The organism is Priestia sp. 3CA3 (genome assembly GCF_056836725.1).
In genome coordinates this window covers 1-23,032 of sequence record NZ_JBXENJ010000004.1, presented here as the reverse complement: position 1 = coordinate 23,032, position 23,032 = coordinate 1, and the positions used below count along the sequence as shown (strand labels likewise).

Here is a 23,032-nt window from a genome sequence, read left to right as displayed (position 1 = left end):
GATATATTTATATAATTTTACATTTATAACATGGAAACGAGATTGAATTATAAGGCATACCTACTATATCAATCCAATCTAAAGCATCTATACACATGAAACCTACGTTCATCCTACAAATAAAAAAATCCGAACGAAGTTGATTCTCCATCAAGAATCGTGATTCATCGTTCGGATTTTCTTCAATTAGCACACTTTTGTCCCAGGTTTGTTTTTTTACTGACCTAATTCTTTAATTTGTTTCATAATACTTGATACATCTTGAATTGATTGAAACAATTCACTGTTTTTTAGCGCTTCTGGATTGAAGCTGCCATCCTTTATATTGGCTTCATACGCTTCAATTCCACTAATGATTTTTTCGTTTTGCTGAACAAGCTGATCGTGCACATCAGAAGCGATGTCAGGAGCTTTGGTTTGATTAAATTCTTCGGCTTTCCCTTTCATTTCCTGCAGCTTTTGCTCGAGCTTTTTTATTGCCTCATCGTCATTAACAGCTTTTTCCGCTAGAGGCGGTATTTCTTCAGCAAACTTTTGAGCTTCACTCACGTAATCTTTCGCATCGTTTGCGTAGTTCAACGTACTGCTTGTATCTTCAAGAAAAGAACAGCCGCCGACCATAAAGAGAACAGCAGTTGACATGACTAGCATCCACTTTTTCACTTAGCACTCAACCTTTCTTATTTTCTTTTCTACTATCTTCTTTTCGATTTTCGTTTCTTTAACTCTTTCATAATAATGGGTACAGCTTTTTTTATTCCTTTTTTTACAGCGGGGCTTTTTAACAGTCTCGATAGTTTTGACATTTTTAAGCTCCTCTCTTCTTTTGAAATAACAAAAAACACCTTTACCATATGTGGTAAAGGTGTTTGTATCCAGACCTTTACCAATGGCAACATTGGCAAAGGTCTCGCTAACAATTTGCATTGTCAATAAAGCCGGAGATAATAATCTCGAAATGACGACTTTACTGCAAGAGCTACTCCCCTTTGAGCAAAACAGCATTTTTTGTTAACACAATCATAACGTATGTTCCTGATTATCGTCAACTTATATGGAATTAATACACATCTTTTTTGGTAAATACCAGAAACGACACGAGCAGCCCGGCAAGTCCCCAAATGGTTAAAACACCTAAGGAAAATCCTAGTGTCATTCCTTCAGTCGGAGGAGCTGTGCCTTGCAGGTAAGAAGTTAAATTTAAATTGACCATAAACAAGTACTTAGCTGAATTCCACGAAGAAACCATACTGCTTAAAATCGTACCTGCAATCAAACAAGCAAGCATCACCCCCATACCAGCAGCCGTACTTTTAATTAAAACGGACAGCATAAAAGCAAGCGTTCCAACCACCAGGGATACAAACCAAGCAAGGCCAAATTCCATTAAAATATATCTCCACTGCGAAATTAAATGAACGTCCGCTGTATTCAAATCATTGCCCTGCACGCTAAATCCCGTAAGAATAGGCGCTGTCCAGCCTTTAAATCCAAATACAACGCCAGAAATGAGATACGACAAAACGCCAAACATTAAAATTAAAAACGAGACGGACATGACGAGCGTGATGTATTTACTAAGCAGGATTTTCCACCGTTTCACAGGCCTCGTCAACAGTACCTTGATGGATCCCAAGCTGTATTCTGAAGACACTAAATCCGCTGCAATAATCATAATCATTAGCGGCAGCAAAAGCTGAATGGCGTTTTCAATAAACCCTCGCACAAACGTTGGGGCTCCTGGTTCCGAAGGATTAATATCGTTATCTAAGTAATACTGCTGCTGCGCCACGCGAATTTCAAGCTGCTTGCGCCAATCATCTGAAATTTGGCTTCCGCTCAGCCGGTTTTGCGTATCGATAATTTCTTGCTGCAGCGTACTGCGCCAATCGGTCGTTCCTAGCTTTTCTTGAAGGCGCTGCGTTTCGCGAAGCTGAGCATAGGTGAACATGGAAATCAAAACGCCCATAATAAGGGTAACGATTAACAGGCGCTTTTTTCGAACGAGCTTGATCATTTCATTTTGAACCAAACTAATCAATCGATTCGCCTCCTGTCATTTCGATAAATAAATCTTCAAGAGTCGGAAGCTTTCGGTTCATTTCTTTTACCGTTACTCCTGCTTGAATGAGCTGTTTGTTCCACTCTCCCACTTCAGCTTCTTCATAAAACGTCGTGACATATTCTCCCTGCACTTGCACAAAGTCCGTCACTTGTTTTAAGACGTCTATTCCCGCTGGCTGCGGATCTAGCTTCCACAGTAGGCGCTCCTGCTGAGTTAACAGGGTCTTCACCGATTCTGTGTGAATAACTTCTCCTTTTGCAATAATCGCTACTCGGTCACACATCAGCTGAATCTCGCTCAGCAAATGACTCGATACTAAGACGCTTAGACCTTCACTTTCAGCTAAAAAGCGAATAAATTTACGCATGTCCCGAATCCCAGATGGGTCGAGTCCGTTCGTTGGCTCATCTAAAATGAGCACTTTTGGTTTTCCGAGAAGCGCTTGCGCAATTCCTAAACGCTGCCTCATGCCTAACGAATACGTGCGAACTAAGTCGTGGATGCGCTCTTGCAAGCCAACTAATGCCACAACTTCATAAATGCGTTCTTCCGTCATAGAAGGAATCATACGTGAAAAATGCTGCAGATTTTCCCAGCCGCTTAAGTATGGATACAGCTCAGGATTTTCAACAATACAGCCGATATGCTCCATCGCTTTTGTAAACTGCTTCGATACGCTGTATCCACAGATAGAAATGGAACCAGCCGTCGGGCGAATCAAGCCGACAAGCATTCGAATCGTTGTCGTTTTACCGGCTCCATTGGGTCCTAAAAAACCGAACACTTCTCCTCTTTTTAATTCAAAATCAATATTTTTGATGATTTCACGTTTTCCTATTACTTTTCTCAGTCCTTTTACGGAAAGTGTTACTTCACTCATATCATTCCCTCCCTTACCACGTAATAAGCGATGCTACACGTTCTGCGATCAGCTTGTAGCCTTTTGCATTCGGATGAAACTTATCAGTATATAAGTAGTCATCTACCTTTAACTGAAACAAATCAAAGGTCGGAACAAAAACAGTTTGCTTATAATTAGCGCTTAATTCACTGCTTTTATAATTCCATTCTCTTACAATAGCCGTTGTCGTTTCTGCATCTTGCAGGTTACTAAACGGATTATATAAACCAATTAAAAAAATCGTTGCGTCTTTATTTGCCGAACGGATGCTTTTTAAGATGCTGTCTACGTTTTTTAAATAGTCATTTTCTAGCTTTTGAATATTGTTTTTATTTAAGTTTTGCAGCGTTTGTCCACCTTGAAATAAGTCATTTCCGCCAATCGTAATCAGCACGGTGTCTGCAGACTTAATCTGTCGCTGAATTTGCTGCTGCTTTACTTGACTTGCCAGCTGCGAAGACGTTTGACCTTTTATTCCAAAGTTACTTAAGAGGATTTTTTTCTTCGTTTTTTCTTCAAGATTATCTTTTAAATACCCAACGTATCCTTTCCCCGCTGCGTCTCCTGTTCCTCTTGTCAGTGAATCTCCTAAAGCAACAATCGTATAATTTTTGGTGCTTTTGTTACTGCTGCTTGTTTCTTGCTTCGGCTTTGGCATTTCTTTTACAGTAGCTTTTGAGGCGCTAACATAATCATAAATAGACATTCCAAGCCCTGCTGCAAACAGCAGACACGAAATAATTGAAATAAAGGATACGATCCATACCCACTTTCCTTTCGCTTTCACTGGCTGCACTCCTTTTCGTCTTTTTAGTTATCTTTTTTTAGAGCTTCAACTGTTTTTAGTAACGCCGACCAGTCTAAATGACCCCAGCCATTTTCGACCCCTTGTTCATAGTGACCTTTCACAAGCTCTCCTAACGGAAGCGGCGCCGACACTTTTTTGGCTGCATCAATAGCCAAGTTTACATCTTTTAATCCAAGCTCCAGCTTAAATCCGGCTGGATCAAAGTCTCTTTTAGCAATTAAATTGCCGTAATTTTTATACACAGGAGATGCAAATAAGCTGTTAACCACTTCAAGAAACTGCTCCGCTTGCATCCCGTACTGCTCTACCATGACTACTGCTTCAGAAACAGCTTCTAACATCGATACTAATAAAAAATTATTGCCAAGCTTAGCTACATTTGATAAGTAAGGCTCGTCTCCTACAGTAAAAATAGTTTGACCAATCGCTTCAAACAGCGGCCAAACGTGCTCTCTTGCTTCTTTATTACCTGCCACTATTACTTTGAGAGCCGCAGCTGCTGCTGCGTCGGGGCGCCCTAAAACGGTCGCTGCAACAAAATGCTGTCCTGATGCAGCATGTGCGCTTGTTAATTTTTCGGACAAATCTACGCTAATAGTACTCACAGAAACGTGAATACCGCCTTCTTGGAGGCCTGCAAGTATACCGTCTTGTGACATCGTTACTTCTTCTAAAGCCTCGTCATTGGAAAGAATCGTAAAGACAAGATTCGCTTCTTGTGCTGCTTGGGCAGGTGTCTCTACAACCTTTGCTCCTTTTTTCACAAGACTTTCCGCCTTTGAAGCAGTTCGGTTATAAATCACAAGTTCATGACCCGCTTTTATCATATTTTCCGCCATCGGTAATCCTATATTTCCTAAACCAATTAAACCCACTTTCATCTTTACCACTCCATTTCAGCGCTCAGTATGTACATTTATACTTGTTTTCTACCTTTAGAAAAACCATATTTTCATTATTATATAACTACAGTAAAAGCGAATACAAAGAATAGCCTTTCTAAAATGTTCAAAATGTGACATTTTTTAGACGTGTCTTATGAAAAACTTGTCAAAAAAATACGCATAGTTTTTAAATAAAGCGCTTGCAAGCATAGGAAATTTCTGCTAAGATATAAGAGAATTATTTTTGTTCGGTGGGGATGTATGAGTATTGTCACTTTTCGTCTTTAGATTTGAGCAAGAATAGTACCACAATGTGCGAGTCCGCACGAGGAGGCAACAATTATGGAACAAGGTAAAGTAAAATGGTTTAACGCAGAAAAAGGTTTTGGATTCATCGAGCGCGAAGGTGGAGACGATGTATTCGTACACTTCTCAGCAATCCAAAGCGAAGGCTTCAAATCTTTAGACGAAGGTCAAGCTGTAACATTTGACGTAGAACAAGGTCAACGCGGACCTCAAGCTGCTAACGTTCAAAAAGCATAAGAAACACAACATATCAGAAACAGATCCTTTAAGGGATCTGTTTTTTTGTGTACAAACATAAAAAAGCCCTGTTTTTCAACAGGGCCAGTCGGTACAAATACAGAAGTAAAGTTAATGGTACTCTTAGTATAGCACAAGATCATAACAATCTATACGAAATAATAAAATAAAACTTTCATCCGGCACGTTTACCTATGTTTATAGCTATTCCAGACTCTCTAGGGCGCTCGCAAATCGTTTAATTCCTTCTCGAATAACCTCTTCTTCCCCTCTGCCAAACGTAAAGCGAATAGCTCCGCTTTGAGAACTCAGCACGCTTCCTGGGACAAAGGCCACTCCTTTTTTAAGCGATTCTTCCAATAGACGATAGTCATCGACCGGCTGATTCACTTTGCACCATAAGTGAATCCCGCCTTGAGGCGAATCGAAAGATACTTTTGATCCAAGCAATTCGTTCAGACTCGACGACAGGGCATACTCTTGCTTTTTGAGCTCTTGTCTAAGCTTTTCAATATGAGAAGAAAACGTAGGAGAATCTAAGAATTGATAAGCAATCCACTGCGGAAAGATGCTGTGACCAAAATCAATTTGCTGCTTAGCGTCTGCCAGGCGCTGAATTACTTGCTCCGGCCCCACTATCCATCCAATTCGAAGGCCTGATGCAACAATTTTAGAAAGCGAGCTGATATAGAGGACATTTCCATTCTCGTCCATCGATTTCAGCGTTTGATGTACATTTCCGTCAAATGCCGTGAGTGAATAAGGATCATCTTCAATAAGCGGAATGCCGTATTCTGAAGAAAGCTCTAAAAACCGCTTTCGACGCGCTTCTGATAACACAATACCGGTCGGATTTTGATAGTACGGATTTAAAAAAATCATTCGAATGCGATGCTTTTTATGTAATTCTACTAAGTCGTCCGGGTTGGCTCCATTTTTATCTACAGGCAGTAAAAACGTTCGTAGACCTGCTGATTGAAAAAGTGGCAGTGAATAGCTATAGGATGGATCTTCAATCGCTACTGCATCCCCTGGTTTTAACAGACACTGCACAATCAAATGAAGTGCTTGCTGTGCACCTGATGTAATTAGAATAGAATTGGAGTCAGTGGAGATTTTCCGGTACTCATAAACATGAGCAGCAATAGCATCGCGCAAACGTTCATTGCCGTGGGGATGATCATAGCCTAAATGTTCATTAAAAGGCATGCCCGCTAATATTTGCTGAAAATCTTCGCTTGGAAATAAGCTAGGAGCTAACTCTCCGCTGGCTAAGTTCACAAAATCTGTTCGCAAAGCCTCGCTTCTGATTCGCTGTACGAGCGGTAAATTAGGCAAAAATGAACCGTCTTCTACATATCTCCCCCAGTTTGGAATACGTTTTCGGGAAATTCCCCAGATGCTCGAACTCACTCGCGTGCCGCTTCCTTTTTTACGTTCTACGATTCCAAGTGCCTGCAGCTCTTCATAAGCAGCTACTACCGTACTTCTGTTCACGTTGAGCTCAGCGGCAAGCGTTCGTTCTGATGGCAGCATAGAATCCGGTGGAAAAGCTCCCGATGAAATACAGCTTTCAATATATTCTGCAATTTGTTTATAAATCGCTTTTTTGCTAGCGCGATCTGGTCTCCAGTTCATGCGGCGTCAGTCCTTACATTTAAACTTTCTTAATTAGTAGTTTATCCTTTATCTCTCTTATCTTAAAGCAGTTTTATAAAAAAAGACCATCCAATTCGGCGTTTTTTTGCTCATCCACTTTATCAAAAATTATAATAGTAGCTATTTTTTATTTTTAGGTATTTTAGTTTACATAATAATTTTATAGTTAATCATATTGAATGAATTTCACCATGAAAAAGAGATTGAGACATAACCACACCAGTCCAATCTGAAGACGAACAAATGGGATACATGAGCTCATATGGGTTGCTTGGTACACCACATTTGATTTCCGTGCAAGACTTCGCTTTCCGCGGGCGGCCGGTGAGCCTCCTCGTCGCATACGCTCCTGCGGGGTCTCACCTATTTCGCTTTTCCCGCAGGAGTCTTCGCCTTGCTCTCCAATCAACTGCTAGAAGCAACGAAATACATGAAAACTACATTCACCATGCCAATTAAAAAAACCCAAACGAAGTTGATTCTCCATCAAGAATCTCGATTCATCGTTCGGATCTTTCTTCAACTAAATTACTTTCGTCACAGCCTATTTTTTTATAAAGGCGGTAAATCTAGCTTGCCTTCTTGAAACAATTCTTTCACCATGTGCTTGGCATACCCTGTTGCTTGCCCAAGCGTTATTTTTGCTGGCATAGGCGCTTCGTTTGCATCAACGATTACATCGATAATACACGGTTTATTCTGTCTAACTGCACTTTCAAAAGCCGGCAACAGCTCGTCTTCCTTTTCTACTCGGTAGCCAACACCTCCGCAGATATCTGCATACCTAGCAAAATTCGGGTTTGTTAAATCTGTCCCAAATTCAGCATTTCCCATTACTTCTTGTTCAAATTTAATCATGCCGATTTTATGATTATTAAATAGCACTACGACTAGCGGAAGATTGTATTTAACAGCTGTAATAAAGTCAGCCATTGTCATCGCAAAGCCGCCGTCTCCACACACCGCAAACACCTGCTTCTCGGGATAAGCAACTTTTCCAGCAATTCCGCCCGGCAGCCCGCATCCGAGAGTGGCTAACCAGCTTGAAATCACAAACTGCTGATTTGTCATCCGAAAATGACGCGCCATCCATACTGTGACGTTTCCTACATCTACAGACAAGACCGCGTTATCATCCGCTACGTGCTGAAGCGCTCGAATCACTCGCTGAGGCTTGATAGGTACACTTTCTTTGGCTTCTTGGTTATCAAGTTGATTCCACCACTTTTTCATACGTTCTTGACTTTGCTCTAAAAACTGGCGATGCTCTGAGCGGCCCACATTTTCTAAAAACCACTGAACCGTTGCTTTCGCTTCTCCTGCAAGCCCCGCATCTACAGGATATCTTTTGCCAATTTGTGCAGGATCAATATCAATATGAATCGTTTTCGCATGGTCTGGCAAAAAGCCTGTAAACGGATAGGACGTCCCAATCATGATGAGCGTATCCGCTTCTTGCATCGCTTCATACGCTGGCTTTGTCCCGATTAATCCAAGTCCTCCGAGACAATATGGATGCTCATCCGGTATTGCGCCTTTTCCAGGAAGCGTAAGGACAATAGGTGCTGCGATTTTTTCTGCAAATGCAAGCAGCTCTTCTCTCATTTCATGTGTGCCTCGACCGGCTAGGATAACCGGGCTTTCCGCTTTACCAATCAAATCTTTTGCTTTTTCAAGATCTTCTCTATGGGGAAAAATGTCTTGCTTAACAATGATGCTTGATGTTTCTCGTGCTTCTGATCCAACTTCGAAACGAGGAATATCATCGGGAATGGTTAACACAGCCACACCTTTTTTAGCATACGCTGTTCGAATCGCTTGATTGACAACAGTCGGAAGCTGCTCAGCGGACATGACTCGCTGGTTATATACAGCCACATCATCGAACATTCTCTCTAAATTAATTTCTTGAAACGCATCGCTGCCGATGAGATCTGATTCTACTTGCCCCGTAAGTGCTAAAACGGGCGCTTTGTCTAATTTGGCATCATATAAGCCATTTAGTAAATGAATTGCTCCCGGTCCGGCAATAGCCGTGCATACACCGATTTTACCCGTTAACTTCGCATATGCAGCTGCTGCGAGAGCTCCCGCTTCTTCATGCCTTACTTGAATAAATTTAATTTTATCCTGGGCTTTGCGAAGCGGTTCAATAATTGAATTAATGGAGTCTCCTGGCATGCCGTAAATATGATCAACGCCCCATTCAATTAGCAGTTCAATCAGTTTTTCTCCAGCTTTTTGTTTAAACATATGACTACCCCTTTCTTCTTATATATAGAGATAGTGTGACCTGATACGCTCTTTCTTACTTATTTTCAGCCGTATAATTTTCGTTTTCTTTCGTTAAAAGAAGGTAACATCTTCGTTAAATTTTCTTCATTCCTTGCAATTATCATTATCTTTTGCTATTCTATAAGAAGAATTATTTTTGTTCGGCAACAATCGATAGGTGAATACTTTCGTCTTAAAGATTTTGATCATGAGCAAGGATAGTAATACAATGTGTGCATAGCACACGAGGAGGCAACATTCATGGAAAAAGGTACAGTAAAATGGTTTAACGCAGAAAAAGGTTTCGGATTTATCGAGCGCGAAAACGGCGACGATGTATTCGTACATTTCTCAGCAATCCAAAGCGAAGGATTCAAATCTTTAGACGAAGGTCAAGCTGTAACATTCGACGTTGAAGAAGGTCAACGCGGACCTCAAGCTGCTAACGTTCAAAAAGCATAAGTAGTAAAAAGACTCTGATTTCAGTCAGAGTCTTTTTTTTATGTAGAGCTACGCATAAATTTTTTTAACATGTAGTTTGTACACGTTATTATAAATAGTAAACTAAAAGAGTCTCTTCATTCCGAAGAGACCTTTTGTGGAAGAAATAGTTGAAGAAATAAAGTGTGGATGTTGCATCGTCCTCATTTTTTAATAATTAGCACCAGCCGCCGCCGAAGCAAGAAGCGCCGATGATGATTAATAAGATGAAAAGTACAATGATTAAAGCGAAACCGCCGCCGCAGCCACCGCCGCCATAACCACAACCGTATCCGTAACCTCCGTAGTATCCCATGTGTTTCACCTCCATTTGCTATACTTTAAGATATGTGGATTTAGTTAAATTGCTCCTAATAATTCCATAGAACTTTTGAAAATGTTTGTCATACACTAAAATACTGAGCTTCTCAAACAAGTTCCACAAAGTGATAAAATATCTGATTTTATGGGCATTTACTCCTCTTTTCTTTATCTTTTAAAAATGTAATCGCTCCCTTTTTCATGAATGTACAATGCGCTGAATACCTTTAGTTATGTACACTCACACAGGAGGGATTCAATATGTTAACACTCGAAATTTCAAAGCAAATCGTTAAAAACGTCTACCCTATTGTCTTATCGAACCGCAGTAAAATCTTTCAAGAGGAAGTGAGCGTCGCCGCCTTGCAAGACTACTTTGGTCTTGATCATGCCTTTAGCGTATATGCAGCTGCCACCATTATTTATCAGCTAGAAGCTGACGGATATGTATCCAAACCTCTGAAACGCAACGAATACAAGCGAATTTTGCTCAAATAAAAACAAGCATCCCACAAGGATGCTTGTCTTATTTATAGCTATACCTGTCGAATAATTGCTCGACTCTTTTGTGATAGTCCGCAAGGTAATCAGAGAGCTCCGTTTTGCTCAAATTATTGGCCTGCTCCTCAAATAGTGACAGCAGAGAAATTTTAATCATTTCCATTTCCGTTTCCGAACGATTTTCATTTCGCAAATCTTTTCTTAAATTCCACAGGCTTTGTTCCATTTCATGCTTTAATTGTTCTAGTGAGTGTGGTTCTTCAAATCCGGCACGAATGTCTTTTTTAAATCCACTCATCTTATCACTCCTCGCATTTGCACCTGCTAGATAGTATCTAATGTATACTATACCATAAATAACTATACGAGGCTTAAGCATGCATTTTAAGCAATTGGTCACAAAATAAAAAACATCTCTTTGGATGTCTTTACGTTACTTTTTATCTTACTTCGTCTTCTTCACCTTTTACATATTTAAAAAATGAATCAATCATTTCATTTAAAAAATCATTTCGATCTTCAAAATTCATAATTTCTAAAAACTCCACAATATCCTTATCTAAGCTAATAGAAGCGGGAACATAAGCAGCTGCTTCCCTTCTTTGCGGGAATGGAATCACATTATCTTTCTTCTTCATAAAACACCGTCCTTTTTCTGTGCTTTACTAGTGTAAGCTTTCAAGGAACGATTTGCAAGTCCCTCTGATGTAAAATTTTATATAAACATTCTTCTGAAAAGACAGAGTATATCTTTAGCTACTCAAGCAAGCTCATTTGACCTTAGCCTTTTTCGTGTTCTGGCGTCATATTAATAATTCGCCGCTGTTTTCTCTTTTCCTTTTGGCATCTTTTAGCAAATTTAAACACAAATAGTTTAAAAGAGGTTTTTATTTCCTTCTTATAGGTTAAAGAAAGGAAACAACATTTTTATATGGAGGGGTTACAAATGATTGCATTAACTGGAAAAGTTGCGCTTGTGACGGGAGCGGCATCTGGAATTGGACGCGCTTCAGCCGTCACATTAGCTGAACAAGGAGCGCGCGTTGCTCTTTTAGACTTAGAGGAAGAAAAATTACAAGAAGTAAAAGAGACCATCATGGCGAGCGGCGGAGAGTGTATAGCCATTAAAACAGACGTATCTGACTCTGAAAGTATAAAAGAAAGTATCGAAACGATTAGCAGCTTATGGAGTCAATTACATATTGTTTCTATTAACGCAGGCATCAACGGTACGTTTTCTTCTATTGAAGAACTATCACCAGAAGATTGGACAAAAACAATTGATACAAATTTAACGAGTACTTTTTTAACCGTGAAGCATTCTATTCCTTATTTAAAAGCTCAGGGAGGAAGCGTTATTATTACTAGCTCGATTAACGGCAACCGTACATTTTCAAACATCGGCATGAGCGCATACAGTTCCTCAAAGGCTGGCCAAATGGCCTTCGGCAAAATGGCAGCTCTTGAACTTTCTACATACGGAATACGCGTTAACGTTATTTGTCCAGGAGCAGTTGATACAAATATTGAAAGCAATACATTCCGTCAAGAAGACAAATTAAAAGAAGTCGCGATTCCAATTGAATATCCAAACGGCAATCAGCCGCTTGCTAAACGCTCGGCTAAGCCTGAAGAAGTAGCAGATTTAATTTCCTTTTTAGCTTCTGACGCGTCCAAACATATTACCGGAAGTGAAATGTTTATTGACGGCGGAGAATCGCTGCTGTAATGTACAAGCCCCTGCATCAACGTCAGGGGCTTGTTTTTTTACTTTTATGAACAACATCTACTCCGCCCGAAGCAGACATAATGCTGCCTGTAATCATATCTGAGTTTTCATCACAAAGAAACTCAATAATACGCGCAATGTCTTCTCCCGTACCTGATCGGCCCACAGGCGTTTCCTTGTCTTCTAGTAATCTTGCTTTTATAATATTACTTTCTTTCATGTCTCCTACAATATCTCCAGGACAGACCATATTGGCCGTAATCCCGTATTCGGCTACTTCTAGAGCAAGCGATTTGGTCAGAGAAGCCAGCCCTGACTTAGCGGCACTAAAAGCCGCGCGGTCCATCCATCCAGGGGTATGCTCTACATCTTGAAAGCCATATGTAATAATCCGTCCAAACTGCTGCTTTTTCATAATAGGAACAACAGCTTTAACAAAGTGAAAAACAGAGCTTAAATTCCCTTCCACCATTTCATACCATTCATTGTCTGTGTACTCTATTAATTTCTTTCTTTCAAATACATACGGACCTGCATTATTAATTAAAACATCAATACGTCCAAACCGCTCCATAGCCTGCGCAACGACATATTCAATATCTTCTTTATTTGTTATGTCTCCTTCTATAAACTGTACGTTATCACTATATTGATGCCATTCTTCTTGCAGTTCTCGCACTTTATTTTTATCACTGCGAAAATGGACGGTAACGGAATACTGCTTTTTCAGAAACTGTTCTGTTACTTTTTTGCCAATACCTTTATGACCTGCTGTAATTAATGCATGTTTCATCGACCTTCACCTCTTTTACTCTACTTCTCTACTATATATATTAGACAGCTCCTTGATTTCTCCTTTACTAACGGAAAAAAGCCCTTGACGAAAGGGCTTTTCTTTTACGGTCTTAACAAAATTTTACCTGTACTTTTTCGGCTTTCAAGAAGCTCATGTGCTTTCGCTCCGTCTTTTAAGTCAAATACCACAGGATCGGTTAGCACAAGCTGACCTTTACTGATCCACTCAAACAGCTGCTGTGAGCGTACTTTGCGTTCTTCATAAGATACAAGTACGTTCCACAGATCTCCGCCTGTAAGCGTTTTAGAGGTATCCATCAACATACGCGGATCCACTGGAGCTGGATCGCCTCCTGCCATTCCGTAAAACACTACGGTTCCTCCTGTTTTTACGGCTTCAAAGCTTTTTTCTAGCGTAACCCCTACAGATTCGTAGGCAACATCTGCGCCTCGCTTCGTTACTTCTTTCACTTGTTCCACCCAGTTATCTTCGTATAAAAAGACATAGTCAGCCCCTGCTTGAGCCGCTGCTTTTGCTTTTTCAGAAGATGACGTTAAGCCAATAACCTGTCCGCCTAATAGCTTAGAAATTTGAACTAAAAGCTGCCCTACACCTCCAGCAGCTGCGTGAACAAGTACATAATCACCCGGCTGAATGCTGTAGCTGTCTTGTGTTAAATAGTGAGCCGTTAACCCTTGCAAAAGCACAGAAGCAGCTGCATCAAACGAAATATCGTCAGGTACAGCAATTATTTTATCCTGTGGCACGGCAACAAGCTCTGCATTTGCAAAAGGAACGTCAGCAAACGCAATGCGGTCTCCTACGTTAACATGACTTACTTCTGCTCCTACTTCTTCTACCACACCTGCTCCTTCATATCCTAAAATATATGGAGGTGTACCCGTTAAGTGATAGTTCCCTTTTCTTCGGTAAACATCCGCAAAATTAAGTCCAATTGCTTTTGTTCTTACTAGTACATCTGTTGGTCCAATAGAGGGATTCGGTATATCTTGATAGTGAAGAACGTCAGGTCCTCCAAATCTTTCAAATACTAATGCTTTCATATATAAGTTACCTCGTTTTCTTTATGTATTCCCTTTCATCGTAATTCAACGAGATAACAAACACAAGTTTCTTACTCAGCAAAAAACGCTTTGTCTCCTCATGAGACAAAGCGTTCTTTTACTTTGTTTGCGCTACAACTTCTCGCATTGTTCCATTTTTTTGATAAGACGTATGAAAAGAAAAGGCTTTTTCAAGAACGTGCGGTGTTTGGCCGCCTCGCGTGAGCGCTTCTTCGTAATACGCCATAAGCTGATTGCGATACATTGGGTGGGCACAATTTTCAATAATGCGTTTTGCTCGTTCTCTTGGAGCGAGTCCGCGTAAGTCGGCGTATCCTTGCTCTGTTACAATGACATCCACATCGTGTTCCGTATGATCAACGTGCGAAACAAACGGCACTATGCTTGAAATATCCCCGTTTTTAGCAATGGATTTTGTTACAAAAATACCAAGGCGCGCATTTCGGGCAAAATCTCCTGAGCCTCCGATTCCGTTCATCATTTTTGTTCCCATCACATGCGTGGAATTGACGTTTCCGTAAATATCTAGTTCTAGCGCGGTATTAATTGAAATCAGCCCTAAACGACGAATGATTTCGGGGTGGTTGGAAATTTCCTGCGGGCGAAGAATAAGCTTATCTCGATAGGCTTCAAAATTCGAGAAAACATGTTTCATTTTATCTGCTGAAAGCGTAATTGAGCAGCAGGAAGCAAACGTAACTTTTCCTGCATCAAATAAATCAAACACGGCGTCTTGTAATACTTCTGAATACACTTCTAAATCATGAAACTCCGAATCTAACAAACCGTGGAAAACGGCATTTGCCACAGATCCAATTCCAGATTGTAAAGGAGCAAGCGATTCAGTTAATCGCCCTTCTTTAATTTCTTGGCGTAAAAATGAAATCAAATTTTGAGCCATCACAACCGTTTCTTCGTCAGGTGCTACAATCGTAGACGGTGAATCTAGCTGATTTGTAAACACAATACCCTTTACTTTATCTAAATCAATTGGTATGCCTAACGAACCAATACGATCATCGGATTTTTTCAAAGGAATTGCATCTCGCTTTCCTTGAGCGCCCGGATCATACAGATCGTGAATACCTTCTAACAGCTCTGGCTGCGCTGTGTTTATTTCAATAATAATTGATTTTGCATGCTCGGCAAACACCATTGAATTGCCGATTGACGTTGTTGGAATCATCATTCCGTCATCTGTGATAGAAACCGCTTCCAAAATAGCGAAATCTATTGAATCTAACACGCCTGAACGCACCCATTCAGAAGTATGCGATAAATGCTGGTCAATAAACTGAAATTCACCTTCATTAATTTTTTTACGCATCGTCGGATCCGCTTGAAACGGCAGGCGTTTGTTTAACATGCCTTTTTCTGCAAATAGCTTATCCACATCTGACCCAAGTGAAGCACCGGTATACACGCTGACTTTTATTGCCTCAGTTTCCGCTCGTTTCGCTAGCGCAAACGGCACAGCTTTGACATCGCCCGCGCGTGTAAAACCGCTTAGACCAAGCGTCATTCCATCTTGAATCCAAGACGCTGCTTCTTCAGCAGAGACAACGCGATTCTGTAATGCTTCATGCTTAATTCGATTACGTACGTTTTCCATTCTCTTCACTCCTTGTTTTTGCTCTTTTTACCATTTTACTGTAAAGAAAGCGTCCACAAGAGTTTTTGGAATGAAATGGACAAAAATAGCGACAAAACAGCATATTTGATGATAATGAAGCTAAATGACGGTTAAAACCCAAGCAGCTTTCGAAAATAACTGGCGTACGACTGACTGACCGGAATTTTTTCTCCATTGTTCATCACTAATAAAAAAGTCGAATGTGTATCAGGGTAAATTTCTTGAATTTGTGTCACATTGACGATAAAGGAACGATGACAGCGCACAAACTCTTCTTTTGGAAGCACATAATCAAATTCATTTAACGTGTATTTATGCGTACCCGTATACTTCTGTGCGTACACATAGGTTTTTCGGTCACGCGCTTCTACGTAGATGATTTTTGAGAAAGGAACCGGTATCCATCCTTCGTTCACCTTTAACGTCACAACTGACTTTCCGCTCGTTAACGCAGGAAAAATCGCCGTTACGCATCCTTGAACATCTCCTTCATCTAAAAAAGGCACGGCCATGCCGTAGTAAGGTGTGCCGAACACGTCTCGGTGAATAAATTCCGATACTTTTTGCTTTCGTTCTAATGCTTTATATGTAATCGTTCCTTTTTTTATTTGATCTCCAGGGCTGATTTTCAAATTAATTCGTTTGCTTGCTCGGTAATACACGTACGTTTCTAGATCTGAAACGGCAATCGACGCTTCATCGGAGAACAATTCACTGATAACATCTAGTAGGGCTGAGGCTTTAAATGGTTTCATGGTTTCACCTTCTTTTGTCTAGTTAAACACGTTGCTTCTTTATTGTAGCGCAAAAGCAAAAGCGATTGGGAGACAAGCATGGAATTTATCCTTTTAACTGCATAAAATTTCTATTTTTTCACAACATAAAACAATGAAATGAAGGAAGGGTGAAATGTATGGGCTATGCTGAATCGACGTTTCGAATCGCCTGTTCATTTTTTGTGTTGCTTCTTTTAACGCGGCTCATGGGAAAAACAGAAATCAGCCAGTTAAATGTATTTACATTTATTACGGCGATTACGATTGGTAATATTGCTTCTTCCCTTTCCACTGATAAGCGAGTAGAGATTGATAAAGGAGTTTATTCACTGCTAGGATGGACATTTTTAACAATCGCTATGGGCTATATTGGAATGAAATCGAAAAAAGCACGGCATCTTATTACCGGTGAGCCTAAAATTGTGATTAAGCAAGGAAAAGTGATGGAAAAGGCGTTAAAACAAGTGCGGCTAGATATTGAATCTCTTTTAGGCATGCTGAGGCAGCAAAACGTATTTTCCATAAAAGATGTCGAATACGCCATATTAGAAATCAATGGAAATCTTTCCGTTATGCAAAAACAAGATAAAAAGCCAAACGCGTGGTCAAAAACGCTTTTATTTCCCACTTCAACCGGCGTTATTTACGACGGAAAAGCGAATGAAGATGCGTTGAAGGACCTGCACGTAGATCATAACTGGCTGCATAAGCAGCTCGAAAAAGCCGGAGTCAAATCAATTGATGACGTCTTTTATGCTGAGGTTCAGTCGGACGGATCGCTTTATATTGACTATAAAAAAGATAAATTTAACTCATAAAAAAATCCGTACCATATAAGGCACGGATTTTTTATTAGCTTGCTTTTTTTACACGATTTGTAATGGTATCTTCTTTTGGTGATGTTTTGCGAATAAAGAAGGCTAAAACAAACGCGATCACACTTAAAATCGTTGCGATCATAAACGCATCGTTAATACCCATTGCTGTACCTTGATTCACAGCTTCAGCCATACTGCCTTTATCTGTCGGCAAAATTTGCTGATTCGTTACGATGTTTTTCACGTGTTTTTCACCTTGATTCATCATAATGGATACGAAGAACGCCATTCCTACAGCTCCGGCAACCATTCGAAGCGTATTAACCATCGCGGTACCGTATTTATTTAAGCTAAGCGCAAGCTCATTTAATCCAGCTGTAAAGATCGGCATCATAAGCAGTGACATCCCAAACATACGAACAGTATAGACAATCATGACATACATAAATGTTGTGGTTGTTTCAAGCTTTGTTAATTCATATGTTGTCACAACGGTAATTGCTAAACCAATAACAGCAAGCCATCTTGCGCCGAACTTATCAAACAGCCTTCCTGTAATCGGAGACATAATCCCCATTACAATTCCCCCAGGAAGTAGCAGCAATCCTGAAAGAAACGGTGAAAAGCCGCGTACGTTTTGCATATAAATCGGCATTAAAATCATACCTGAAAACATTGCCATTGTCACAATCACGTTAATGATTGTTGTCAGCGTGAACATACGGTAACGGAAAATACGGAATTCAAGAAGCGGCTGATCGATTTTTAACTGACGGAAAATAAAGAACAGAATTGAAATACCGCCTACAATGAACATGGCTAATACTTCAGTGCTGGTCCAGCCCTTTGTACCGCCCGTAGCGAACGCATACAGTAAGCCGCCAAATCCAATTGTTGATAAAATAACGCCAAGCACGTCTAGCTTAGGTCGGCTTGTTTCCGTTACGTTTTTCACTAAAATAATAGCCGCAATTACGTTGATAAGTGCAATTGGAAACATCATAAAGAATAAAACACGCCATGAGTAGTGCTCAACGATTAAACCAGAAAGTGTCGGCCCTACTGCCGGTGCGAAGTTCATGGCTACTCCAAAAATCCCCATCGCAAAACCGCGTCGGTCAGGCGGGAATAATGTGAAAATAACGTTTGTAATTAACGGAAATAAAATTCCTGCTCCTGCAGCTTGCACGACGCGTCCCACTAAAATAACAGAAAATGTCGGTGCGATACCGCAAAGGAGTGTTCCTACTGTAAACAGACCCATTGCTGTAATATACAGCTGCCTTGTCGTAAATCGATTCATTAAAAATGCTGTAATTGGAATAACAATTCCGTTTACTAACATAAAGATGGTTGTTAACCAGTTCCCCGTAGCCGCCGTTACATGGAAATGATCCATCATTTGCGGAAGCGCAATGTTAATTAGCGTTTGATTTAAAAAAGCGACGAGCGCTCCCATTATCATTACGCCAAAAATAGACCGAGTTCGCGCTTGATCGGACTGTTGTGTTTGTGTATTCATTTTAACAAGACCTTTCCCTTTTAAAATTATCTGTATGTAAATCTTCAGATGACAAACAGGTTAAGAATATAGTTTATGTGTTCATTCTATTAATTTATGTCACGAATATTTAATGAACTTAATTATATACCGGATAAATATATCCGTTTCCGAAATATTTGTCAACAAATATGATCATTTTCGTAAAACTTTTCCATCAGTATATATAAAGTAGGATGCCCTTTAATGAAGAAAAAAATGAGAGCCTTTCAACGAAGGCTCTCATTTCTTTAAGGAATACTTATTTTAAGATTTGAACTTTTACTGTTTTTCTTCCCCATTTTAACGCTTCTTTTTGAGAAGGAAGAAGAACATCAATTTTATTTCCTTTAATCGCACCGCCTGTATCAGCTGCGATTGCCGTGCCATAACCTTCTACGTATACTTTTGAACCAAGCTTAATCACCTTTGGATCGACAGAAATCACTTTTTGATTTGGATTCTTTTTCAAATCGATTCCAATCGCCGTTTTTCCGCTGCAGCCTTTGCAGTTCGCTGTGTACGCTGTTGCTGTTACTTTAAATTCTTTCACAACGTTTGAAGACTTGGCAGGCGCTGCTTTAGCAGGCGTGCTTGATTTTACTTGAGATACTTTTAATACTTGTTTCGGATGAATGCTGTCTGACTTTAAGTTATTCCACTGTTTCAGCTGACTAACCGATACTTTGTATGTCTTTGCAATTTTGTATAGCGAATCTCCGCTTTTTACTGTATATGTATTTGTTGCAGCTGATGCACCACTTGCCACTCCGAACAGTGACATTAGAACTAAACTGAACGTAATCATTGTCTTTTTCATGTAATTGATTTCCCCTTTATCTACCAATACATAAAAAATAACACATGAATATTACAGTTATATTTCAATAACATGTCAATAGTTTGATAGTTTAGTTACAGTAAAAATAAATATTCTTCCTTTTAAACTAGTAAATTAATCACCTTAACATTTTAAAAACATACATATTTAGGCATATAACGGTGCTTTTACACACATTTATATTAGATTATTTCATTTGTAACATTTAACTGGTTCTAGAGGCTTATACTTTATTTTTATATTGGTTATTTAGAACATAGTTTATTTAAAATTAATAAATGCGTTAAAGAATCTTAATATAAATCACTTTTTACACCGCAGTTGATTTCCGTGCAAGACTTCGCTTTCCGCGGGTGGCCGATGAGCCTCCTCGTCGCTTGCGCTCCTGCGGGGTCTCATCTATTCCACTATTTCCGCAGGAGTCTTCGTCTTGCCCTCCAATCAACTGCTAGAAGCGTATACATATATCACCGCGATAACAATAAAAAATCCGAACGCGTTGGATTCTCCATCAAGAATCTCGATTCATCGTTCGGATCTTTCTTCAACTAATATAATTTTTTCATATCCTCTTTATTTGAAATTAAGATAACTGCAATACTTGTTAATACGGCTGCCACTGAAGCATTCTAGCTGCCTCAAACCTTTTTTCTACATTCGGCCAGTAAACGATTTTCCACCAATTATCAACGTATGGATCACGTTCATTTTTGTACTGTAAATAATATGCGTGTTCCCATACGTCTAATACGAGCAGCGGAATCGTATCCCACTGCGTGAGAAGCTGATGGCGCTCAGCTTGCAGAACTTCAAGCTTGCGCGAACGGGGCGACCATACTAAGATTGCCCAGCCAACACCTTCTACTTTTTTAGCGGCTTGAGAAAAGTGCATCATAAACTTCTCATAGCTGCCAAAGTCTTTTTGAAGCTGCTGCAGCAGCTGGCGCCTCGGCCTTCCTCCTCCTTCTGGACTCATGATTTCCCAAAAGATTGTATGCAGATAATGACCGGAGCCATGAAAAGAAGCTTCCCGTTCCCAATGTTTTATGAGGTCAAAATTGTTTGTGTTACGGGCTTGCTGCAGCATGAGCTCTGCTTTATTTAATCCATCGACATAGCTTTGGTGATGCTTGCTGTGATGAAGGCGCATAATTTCCCGGTTAATATACGGCTCAAGAGCTGAGTAACTATAACCAAGCGGCGGCAGCTCATGCTGCCCCGGAGCTATCGATTCCCTCTCCCTGCCGTCGTCTCCAAGCCGCTCTTTTAAGATTTTATCAATGTGCCGTACCGCATTATTGATTTCTTCTAACGTATATTCGTTCACATCTTCTTCACTTAAATATTCAAGAACGTCTTCTTGCGTGCGCGTGATATATGACGTTATATCTACTTCTGTAAAGGCTTCTTCAAATACAGGATCACATACTTGTTCAAGCCAGGTCTGAACTTCCATCAAGTATCTTTTTCTCTCATCTTGATCGGCCATACTTCCCCTCCTTACACCTCATCTTCACTATCATATTCAAAAGAAAAAGCAACATAACTTCCTACTTGTATCTATTGAGGTAGAAAATTCGACATAAAAAAGCAAGAGCTCCTTAAAGGATAAACTCTTGCCTTTTTTCTTATATCTTCTTTGCCATATTCACATAATCAATCGTTTCTTGCTTGCTAACAGCCGCGTGCTTCAGCTTTGGATTATAATAGAGCTCGACTTTTATATTATTGATTTCACAGTCATCTGGCATATCCTGCAAATCCGTTAAAAACGGCAGCAAGTGATTGTTCATATCGTATTCAAACGCCCCGTTTTGCAAGTAATACACCTTTGGCACATAGTTAATATGGCGAAAAAACTTCACTACGTTGATTCTCTCACCGTATGAGGCGATCACTTCATCTTCTGTGAGGTTAGGATAAGATAAATTAAACACTTGCCGAACCGGCGTTTTCAGCCACTTGGTCAAGCAAGTCTGCGGATTATTGACAAGCGCTTTTGCTCCTTTTACGTACCCCGCTAAAAACATTGACATAAAGCCGCCGCCCGAAGATCCGTAAAATAGCACATTAGACGAACTCACCTGTACTTTTTTCATGAACTTTTCAATTAAAACCGCAATGTCTTTTAAATAAAAACGGTCGCTTGTCCCTTGCCCCCACGCAAGCGACACCTTTCCTAAATAAAGCGTAGGATCGTTATAATAAATAATTGAATCTTGGAATTCATTCATCCACGAATGGCGCTGAAAATATGGAGGACCTGCCGGCATTTCTTGACTTGCTCCTCCTCCTGAACCAAACACAAGCAAATGAGAAGACTCTTTTTTCAGCCTTACTAAAAACTCAAACAGCACTCCGTTCCACTCGACTCCTACTAAAATGGGCTTATCAAACGGCAGCTGAAGTTCATCCAGCTTTTCATACGTACTATTTATCTTTTCATATTGATCAAGCAACAGCTCTGCAACTCACTTTCCTTAAAATGATCCGTCTTATGCGTCTGACATTGATCATGGCTCTGTAAAAAAGAACCTGTTACAGTGTATGAAAATCAGTGGACAAATGTTTGTACACGTTATCAAAAATAGGCCTTACCTACGTATCCTCCTAGGCTTCTGTCACGAAATAAAACTCTCTACATACGATACAGCATCATAAAAAATTCAAGGATAGGAGCTGGAGACCCTTGTCAACGCCCTATATGGATTACAATAATCCAAACGTACAATACTTTTCTGATGTGAATAAAAACAGACTTAATACGCGAAACGATCAAAATTACATTAACCGATTGGGCCGGGATGTGCTCAACACATTAGGAAATGTATCATTACTTGATATTTACTTAAGCAAAAGCCGCGTAGTCGAACCGCACTATCACCAAAATGCCGCTGAGCTTGTCTACTGCATTTCAGGCTCAGCCGTCGTTTCATTAATCAATCCGTTTAACAACGAAGTCACAAATATTCCGATTACTCCCGGTCAAGTAGCTAATATCCCTCAAGGCTGGTGGCACTGGGAAATTGCGTCTGAAGACAATACGCATTTACTTGCCATTTTTGACGCTCCTTATCCGGAATACATTTTTGGATCTGATATTTTAAATAAAACGCCTATTGAAGTCCTTGCTCACACGTACTGCTTAGATCCGGAGCAGCTAAAGAAAACGCTGGCTCCGCTAAAAAATCAAACCATCGTGATTGGACCAACGGACGAATGCGGAGAAAAAGAACACTATAAAAAGAAAAAACAAGTAGGCCCTGTACACCACCAGCAGCCTACTTATACGTATCCTCCGCCTCAAAATCCTTATTACTCTCCTCAAAATCCCTATCACTATCGATATTGGTAGAGACAAAAAAACCCCGCTGCCAG

The 23,032-nt window shown here is 40.1% G+C and carries 26 protein-coding genes; 6 read left to right on the top strand and 20 right to left on the bottom strand.

The genetic code is table 11. The annotated features are described in order from the left end of the window. Nucleotides 1-216: 216 nt before the first annotated feature. From AC1VNJ_RS11890 to AC1VNJ_RS11870, 5 genes are all read right to left on the bottom strand, one after another. Nucleotides 217-663, bottom strand: coding sequence for a DUF6376 family protein (locus AC1VNJ_RS11890; protein WP_049164979.1), 447 nt, complete (start codon nucleotides 661-663; stop codon nucleotides 217-219). 397 nt (nucleotides 664-1,060) lie between these two features. Then, nucleotides 1,061-2,041: an ABC transporter permease gene (locus AC1VNJ_RS11885; protein ID WP_014459751.1), complete on the bottom strand. Its 981-nt coding sequence runs from the start codon at nucleotides 2,039-2,041 to the stop codon at nucleotides 1,061-1,063. Next, nucleotides 2,034-2,945: an ABC transporter ATP-binding protein gene (locus AC1VNJ_RS11880; protein ID WP_045291811.1), complete on the bottom strand. Its 912-nt coding sequence runs from the start codon at nucleotides 2,943-2,945 to the stop codon at nucleotides 2,034-2,036. The genes AC1VNJ_RS11885 and AC1VNJ_RS11880 overlap by 8 nt, the downstream gene beginning before the upstream one ends. Before the next feature lie 13 nt (nucleotides 2,946-2,958). Beyond that, nucleotides 2,959-3,753 (bottom strand): GDSL-type esterase/lipase family protein, encoded by a 795-nt coding sequence (locus AC1VNJ_RS11875; RefSeq protein ID WP_014459749.1) that lies wholly within the window; start codon nucleotides 3,751-3,753, stop codon nucleotides 2,959-2,961. 23 nt (nucleotides 3,754-3,776) lie between these two features. Beyond that, entirely contained in the window at nucleotides 3,777-4,655 is an 879-nt protein-coding gene (locus AC1VNJ_RS11870; protein ID WP_482640826.1) for an NAD(P)-dependent oxidoreductase, read from the bottom strand. A gap of 345 nt (nucleotides 4,656-5,000) precedes the next feature. Here AC1VNJ_RS11870 and AC1VNJ_RS11865 point away from each other — a divergent pair, with 345 nt between their 5' ends. Continuing rightward, nucleotides 5,001-5,201 carry a cold-shock protein gene (locus AC1VNJ_RS11865; RefSeq protein ID WP_013057405.1) on the top strand — a complete coding sequence of 67 codons (201 nt, stop codon included), beginning with the start codon at nucleotides 5,001-5,003 and terminating at the stop codon, nucleotides 5,199-5,201. Between the two features lie 204 nt (nucleotides 5,202-5,405). On the opposite strand, the gene pdxR is transcribed toward AC1VNJ_RS11865, so the two are convergent. The 3 genes from pdxR to AC1VNJ_RS11850 all read right to left on the bottom strand — a co-directional run bounded on the left by pdxR (nucleotide 5,406) and on the right by AC1VNJ_RS11850 (nucleotide 9,113). Beyond that, nucleotides 5,406-6,839, bottom strand: coding sequence for a MocR-like pyridoxine biosynthesis transcription factor PdxR (gene pdxR / locus AC1VNJ_RS11860; protein ID WP_028413044.1), 1,434 nt, complete (start codon nucleotides 6,837-6,839; stop codon nucleotides 5,406-5,408). A gap of 187 nt (nucleotides 6,840-7,026) precedes the next feature. Further along, entirely contained in the window at nucleotides 7,027-7,269 is a 243-nt protein-coding gene (locus AC1VNJ_RS11855) for a hypothetical protein (RefSeq protein WP_328173510.1), read from the bottom strand. 143 nt (nucleotides 7,270-7,412) lie between these two features. After that, on the bottom strand, nucleotides 7,413-9,113 hold the full coding sequence (locus tag AC1VNJ_RS11850) for a pyruvate oxidase (RefSeq protein WP_223546054.1): 1,701 nt from the start codon (nucleotides 9,111-9,113) through the stop codon (nucleotides 7,413-7,415). A 282-nt stretch (nucleotides 9,114-9,395) separates the two neighbouring features. Between AC1VNJ_RS11850 and AC1VNJ_RS11845 the strand changes: the two genes are divergently transcribed. After that, nucleotides 9,396-9,596, top strand: coding sequence for a cold-shock protein (locus AC1VNJ_RS11845; RefSeq protein WP_013057408.1), 201 nt, complete (start codon nucleotides 9,396-9,398; stop codon nucleotides 9,594-9,596). Nucleotides 9,597-9,792: 196 nt separating this feature from the next. On the opposite strand, the gene yjcZ is transcribed toward AC1VNJ_RS11845, so the two are convergent. Continuing rightward, nucleotides 9,793-9,930 (bottom strand): sporulation protein YjcZ, encoded by a 138-nt coding sequence (yjcZ, locus tag AC1VNJ_RS11840; protein WP_013057409.1) that lies wholly within the window; start codon nucleotides 9,928-9,930, stop codon nucleotides 9,793-9,795. Nucleotides 9,931-10,196: 266 nt separating this feature from the next. Between yjcZ and AC1VNJ_RS11835 the strand changes: the two genes are divergently transcribed. After that, complete coding sequence (locus AC1VNJ_RS11835; RefSeq protein WP_013057410.1) at nucleotides 10,197-10,433, top strand: hypothetical protein; 237 nt, start codon at nucleotides 10,197-10,199, stop codon at nucleotides 10,431-10,433. Between the two features lie 28 nt (nucleotides 10,434-10,461). Here the strand turns inward: AC1VNJ_RS11835 and AC1VNJ_RS11830 are convergent, their stop codons facing one another. Then, complete coding sequence (locus AC1VNJ_RS11830; RefSeq protein ID WP_045292176.1) at nucleotides 10,462-10,734, bottom strand: hypothetical protein; 273 nt, start codon at nucleotides 10,732-10,734, stop codon at nucleotides 10,462-10,464. Between the two features lie 142 nt (nucleotides 10,735-10,876). Next, nucleotides 10,877-11,074, bottom strand: a complete 198-nt coding sequence (locus AC1VNJ_RS11825; RefSeq protein WP_014459743.1) for a hypothetical protein — start codon at nucleotides 11,072-11,074, stop codon at nucleotides 10,877-10,879. A gap of 308 nt (nucleotides 11,075-11,382) precedes the next feature. Here AC1VNJ_RS11825 and AC1VNJ_RS11820 point away from each other — a divergent pair, with 308 nt between their 5' ends. Then, nucleotides 11,383-12,165, top strand: coding sequence for an SDR family oxidoreductase (locus AC1VNJ_RS11820; protein ID WP_328173512.1), 783 nt, complete (start codon nucleotides 11,383-11,385; stop codon nucleotides 12,163-12,165). A 22-nt stretch (nucleotides 12,166-12,187) separates the two neighbouring features. Here AC1VNJ_RS11820 and AC1VNJ_RS11815 read toward each other — a convergent pair whose 3' ends face one another. The 4 genes from AC1VNJ_RS11815 to AC1VNJ_RS11800 form a co-directional block, all read right to left on the bottom strand. Then, on the bottom strand, nucleotides 12,188-12,958 hold the full coding sequence (locus AC1VNJ_RS11815; RefSeq protein WP_482640825.1) for an SDR family oxidoreductase: 771 nt from the start codon (nucleotides 12,956-12,958) through the stop codon (nucleotides 12,188-12,190). Nucleotides 12,959-13,062: 104 nt separating this feature from the next. Beyond that, entirely contained in the window at nucleotides 13,063-14,025 is a 963-nt protein-coding gene (locus AC1VNJ_RS11810; protein WP_028413040.1) for a quinone oxidoreductase family protein, read from the bottom strand. A gap of 118 nt (nucleotides 14,026-14,143) precedes the next feature. Next, nucleotides 14,144-15,658, bottom strand: a complete 1,515-nt coding sequence (locus AC1VNJ_RS11805) for an acetyl-CoA hydrolase/transferase family protein (RefSeq protein ID WP_328173514.1) — start codon at nucleotides 15,656-15,658, stop codon at nucleotides 14,144-14,146. A gap of 131 nt (nucleotides 15,659-15,789) precedes the next feature. After that, complete coding sequence (locus AC1VNJ_RS11800) at nucleotides 15,790-16,434, bottom strand: LytTR family DNA-binding domain-containing protein (protein ID WP_014459738.1); 645 nt, start codon at nucleotides 16,432-16,434, stop codon at nucleotides 15,790-15,792. 158 nt (nucleotides 16,435-16,592) lie between these two features. On the opposite strand from AC1VNJ_RS11800, the gene AC1VNJ_RS11795 reads away from it, so the two are divergent. Then, on the top strand, nucleotides 16,593-17,273 hold the full coding sequence (locus tag AC1VNJ_RS11795; RefSeq protein ID WP_033579243.1) for a DUF421 domain-containing protein: 681 nt from the start codon (nucleotides 16,593-16,595) through the stop codon (nucleotides 17,271-17,273). A 34-nt stretch (nucleotides 17,274-17,307) separates the two neighbouring features. Here the strand turns inward: AC1VNJ_RS11795 and AC1VNJ_RS11790 are convergent, their stop codons facing one another. From AC1VNJ_RS11790 to AC1VNJ_RS11770, 5 genes are all read right to left on the bottom strand, one after another. Further along, entirely contained in the window at nucleotides 17,308-18,795 is a 1,488-nt protein-coding gene (locus tag AC1VNJ_RS11790; RefSeq protein ID WP_028413037.1) for a DHA2 family efflux MFS transporter permease subunit, read from the bottom strand. Nucleotides 18,796-19,075: 280 nt separating this feature from the next. Beyond that, nucleotides 19,076-19,633: a 3D domain-containing protein gene (locus AC1VNJ_RS11785; protein ID WP_014459735.1), complete on the bottom strand. Its 558-nt coding sequence runs from the start codon at nucleotides 19,631-19,633 to the stop codon at nucleotides 19,076-19,078. A gap of 331 nt (nucleotides 19,634-19,964) precedes the next feature. Beyond that, nucleotides 19,965-20,099 carry a hypothetical protein gene (locus tag AC1VNJ_RS11780; RefSeq protein WP_257042369.1) on the bottom strand — a complete coding sequence of 45 codons (135 nt, stop codon included), beginning with the start codon at nucleotides 20,097-20,099 and terminating at the stop codon, nucleotides 19,965-19,967. A gap of 159 nt (nucleotides 20,100-20,258) precedes the next feature. Next, a complete protein-coding gene (locus AC1VNJ_RS11775) occupies nucleotides 20,259-21,143 on the bottom strand; it encodes a superoxide dismutase (protein WP_098627470.1) in 885 nt (294 codons plus the stop codon). Nucleotides 21,144-21,282: 139 nt separating this feature from the next. Continuing rightward, entirely contained in the window at nucleotides 21,283-22,113 is an 831-nt protein-coding gene (locus tag AC1VNJ_RS11770) for a hypothetical protein (RefSeq protein WP_063247827.1), read from the bottom strand. 230 nt (nucleotides 22,114-22,343) lie between these two features. Between AC1VNJ_RS11770 and AC1VNJ_RS11765 the strand changes: the two genes are divergently transcribed. Further along, nucleotides 22,344-23,009 carry a cupin domain-containing protein gene (locus AC1VNJ_RS11765; RefSeq protein WP_098999540.1) on the top strand — a complete coding sequence of 222 codons (666 nt, stop codon included), beginning with the start codon at nucleotides 22,344-22,346 and terminating at the stop codon, nucleotides 23,007-23,009. The last annotated feature ends 23 nt before the right edge of the window (nucleotides 23,010-23,032 follow it).

Bases quoted from the DNA above. Each gene is read 5' to 3' on its own strand.
- AC1VNJ_RS11880 (WP_045291811.1), bottom strand. From the start codon at position 2,945: ATGAGTGAAGTAACACTTTCCGTAAAAGGACTGAGAAAAGTAATAGGA.
- AC1VNJ_RS11870 (WP_482640826.1), bottom strand. From the start codon at position 4,655: ATGAAAGTGGGTTTAATTGGTTTAGGAAATATAGGATTACCGATGGCG.
- AC1VNJ_RS11865 (WP_013057405.1), top strand. From the start codon at position 5,001: ATGGAACAAGGTAAAGTAAAATGGTTTAACGCAGAAAAAGGTTTTGGA.
- pdxR (WP_028413044.1), bottom strand. From the start codon at position 6,839: ATGAACTGGAGACCAGATCGCGCTAGCAAAAAAGCGATTTATAAACAA.
- AC1VNJ_RS11850 (WP_223546054.1), bottom strand. From the start codon at position 9,113: ATGTTTAAACAAAAAGCTGGAGAAAAACTGATTGAACTGCTAATTGAA.
- AC1VNJ_RS11845 (WP_013057408.1), top strand. From the start codon at position 9,396: ATGGAAAAAGGTACAGTAAAATGGTTTAACGCAGAAAAAGGTTTCGGA.
- yjcZ (WP_013057409.1), bottom strand. From the start codon at position 9,930: ATGGGATACTACGGAGGTTACGGATACGGTTGTGGTTATGGCGGCGGT.
- AC1VNJ_RS11835 (WP_013057410.1), top strand. From the start codon at position 10,197: ATGTTAACACTCGAAATTTCAAAGCAAATCGTTAAAAACGTCTACCCT.
- AC1VNJ_RS11830 (WP_045292176.1), bottom strand. From the start codon at position 10,734: ATGAGTGGATTTAAAAAAGACATTCGTGCCGGATTTGAAGAACCACAC.
- AC1VNJ_RS11825 (WP_014459743.1), bottom strand. From the start codon at position 11,074: ATGAAGAAGAAAGATAATGTGATTCCATTCCCGCAAAGAAGGGAAGCA.
- AC1VNJ_RS11820 (WP_328173512.1), top strand. From the start codon at position 11,383: ATGATTGCATTAACTGGAAAAGTTGCGCTTGTGACGGGAGCGGCATCT.
- AC1VNJ_RS11815 (WP_482640825.1), bottom strand. From the start codon at position 12,958: ATGAAACATGCATTAATTACAGCAGGTCATAAAGGTATTGGCAAAAAA.
- AC1VNJ_RS11810 (WP_028413040.1), bottom strand. From the start codon at position 14,025: ATGAAAGCATTAGTATTTGAAAGATTTGGAGGACCTGACGTTCTTCAC.
- AC1VNJ_RS11805 (WP_328173514.1), bottom strand. From the start codon at position 15,658: ATGGAAAACGTACGTAATCGAATTAAGCATGAAGCATTACAGAATCGC.
- AC1VNJ_RS11800 (WP_014459738.1), bottom strand. From the start codon at position 16,434: ATGAAACCATTTAAAGCCTCAGCCCTACTAGATGTTATCAGTGAATTG.
- AC1VNJ_RS11795 (WP_033579243.1), top strand. From the start codon at position 16,593: ATGGGCTATGCTGAATCGACGTTTCGAATCGCCTGTTCATTTTTTGTG.
- AC1VNJ_RS11790 (WP_028413037.1), bottom strand. From the start codon at position 18,795: ATGAATACACAAACACAACAGTCCGATCAAGCGCGAACTCGGTCTATT.
- AC1VNJ_RS11785 (WP_014459735.1), bottom strand. From the start codon at position 19,633: ATGAAAAAGACAATGATTACGTTCAGTTTAGTTCTAATGTCACTGTTC.
- AC1VNJ_RS11775 (WP_098627470.1), bottom strand. From the start codon at position 21,143: ATGGCCGATCAAGATGAGAGAAAAAGATACTTGATGGAAGTTCAGACC.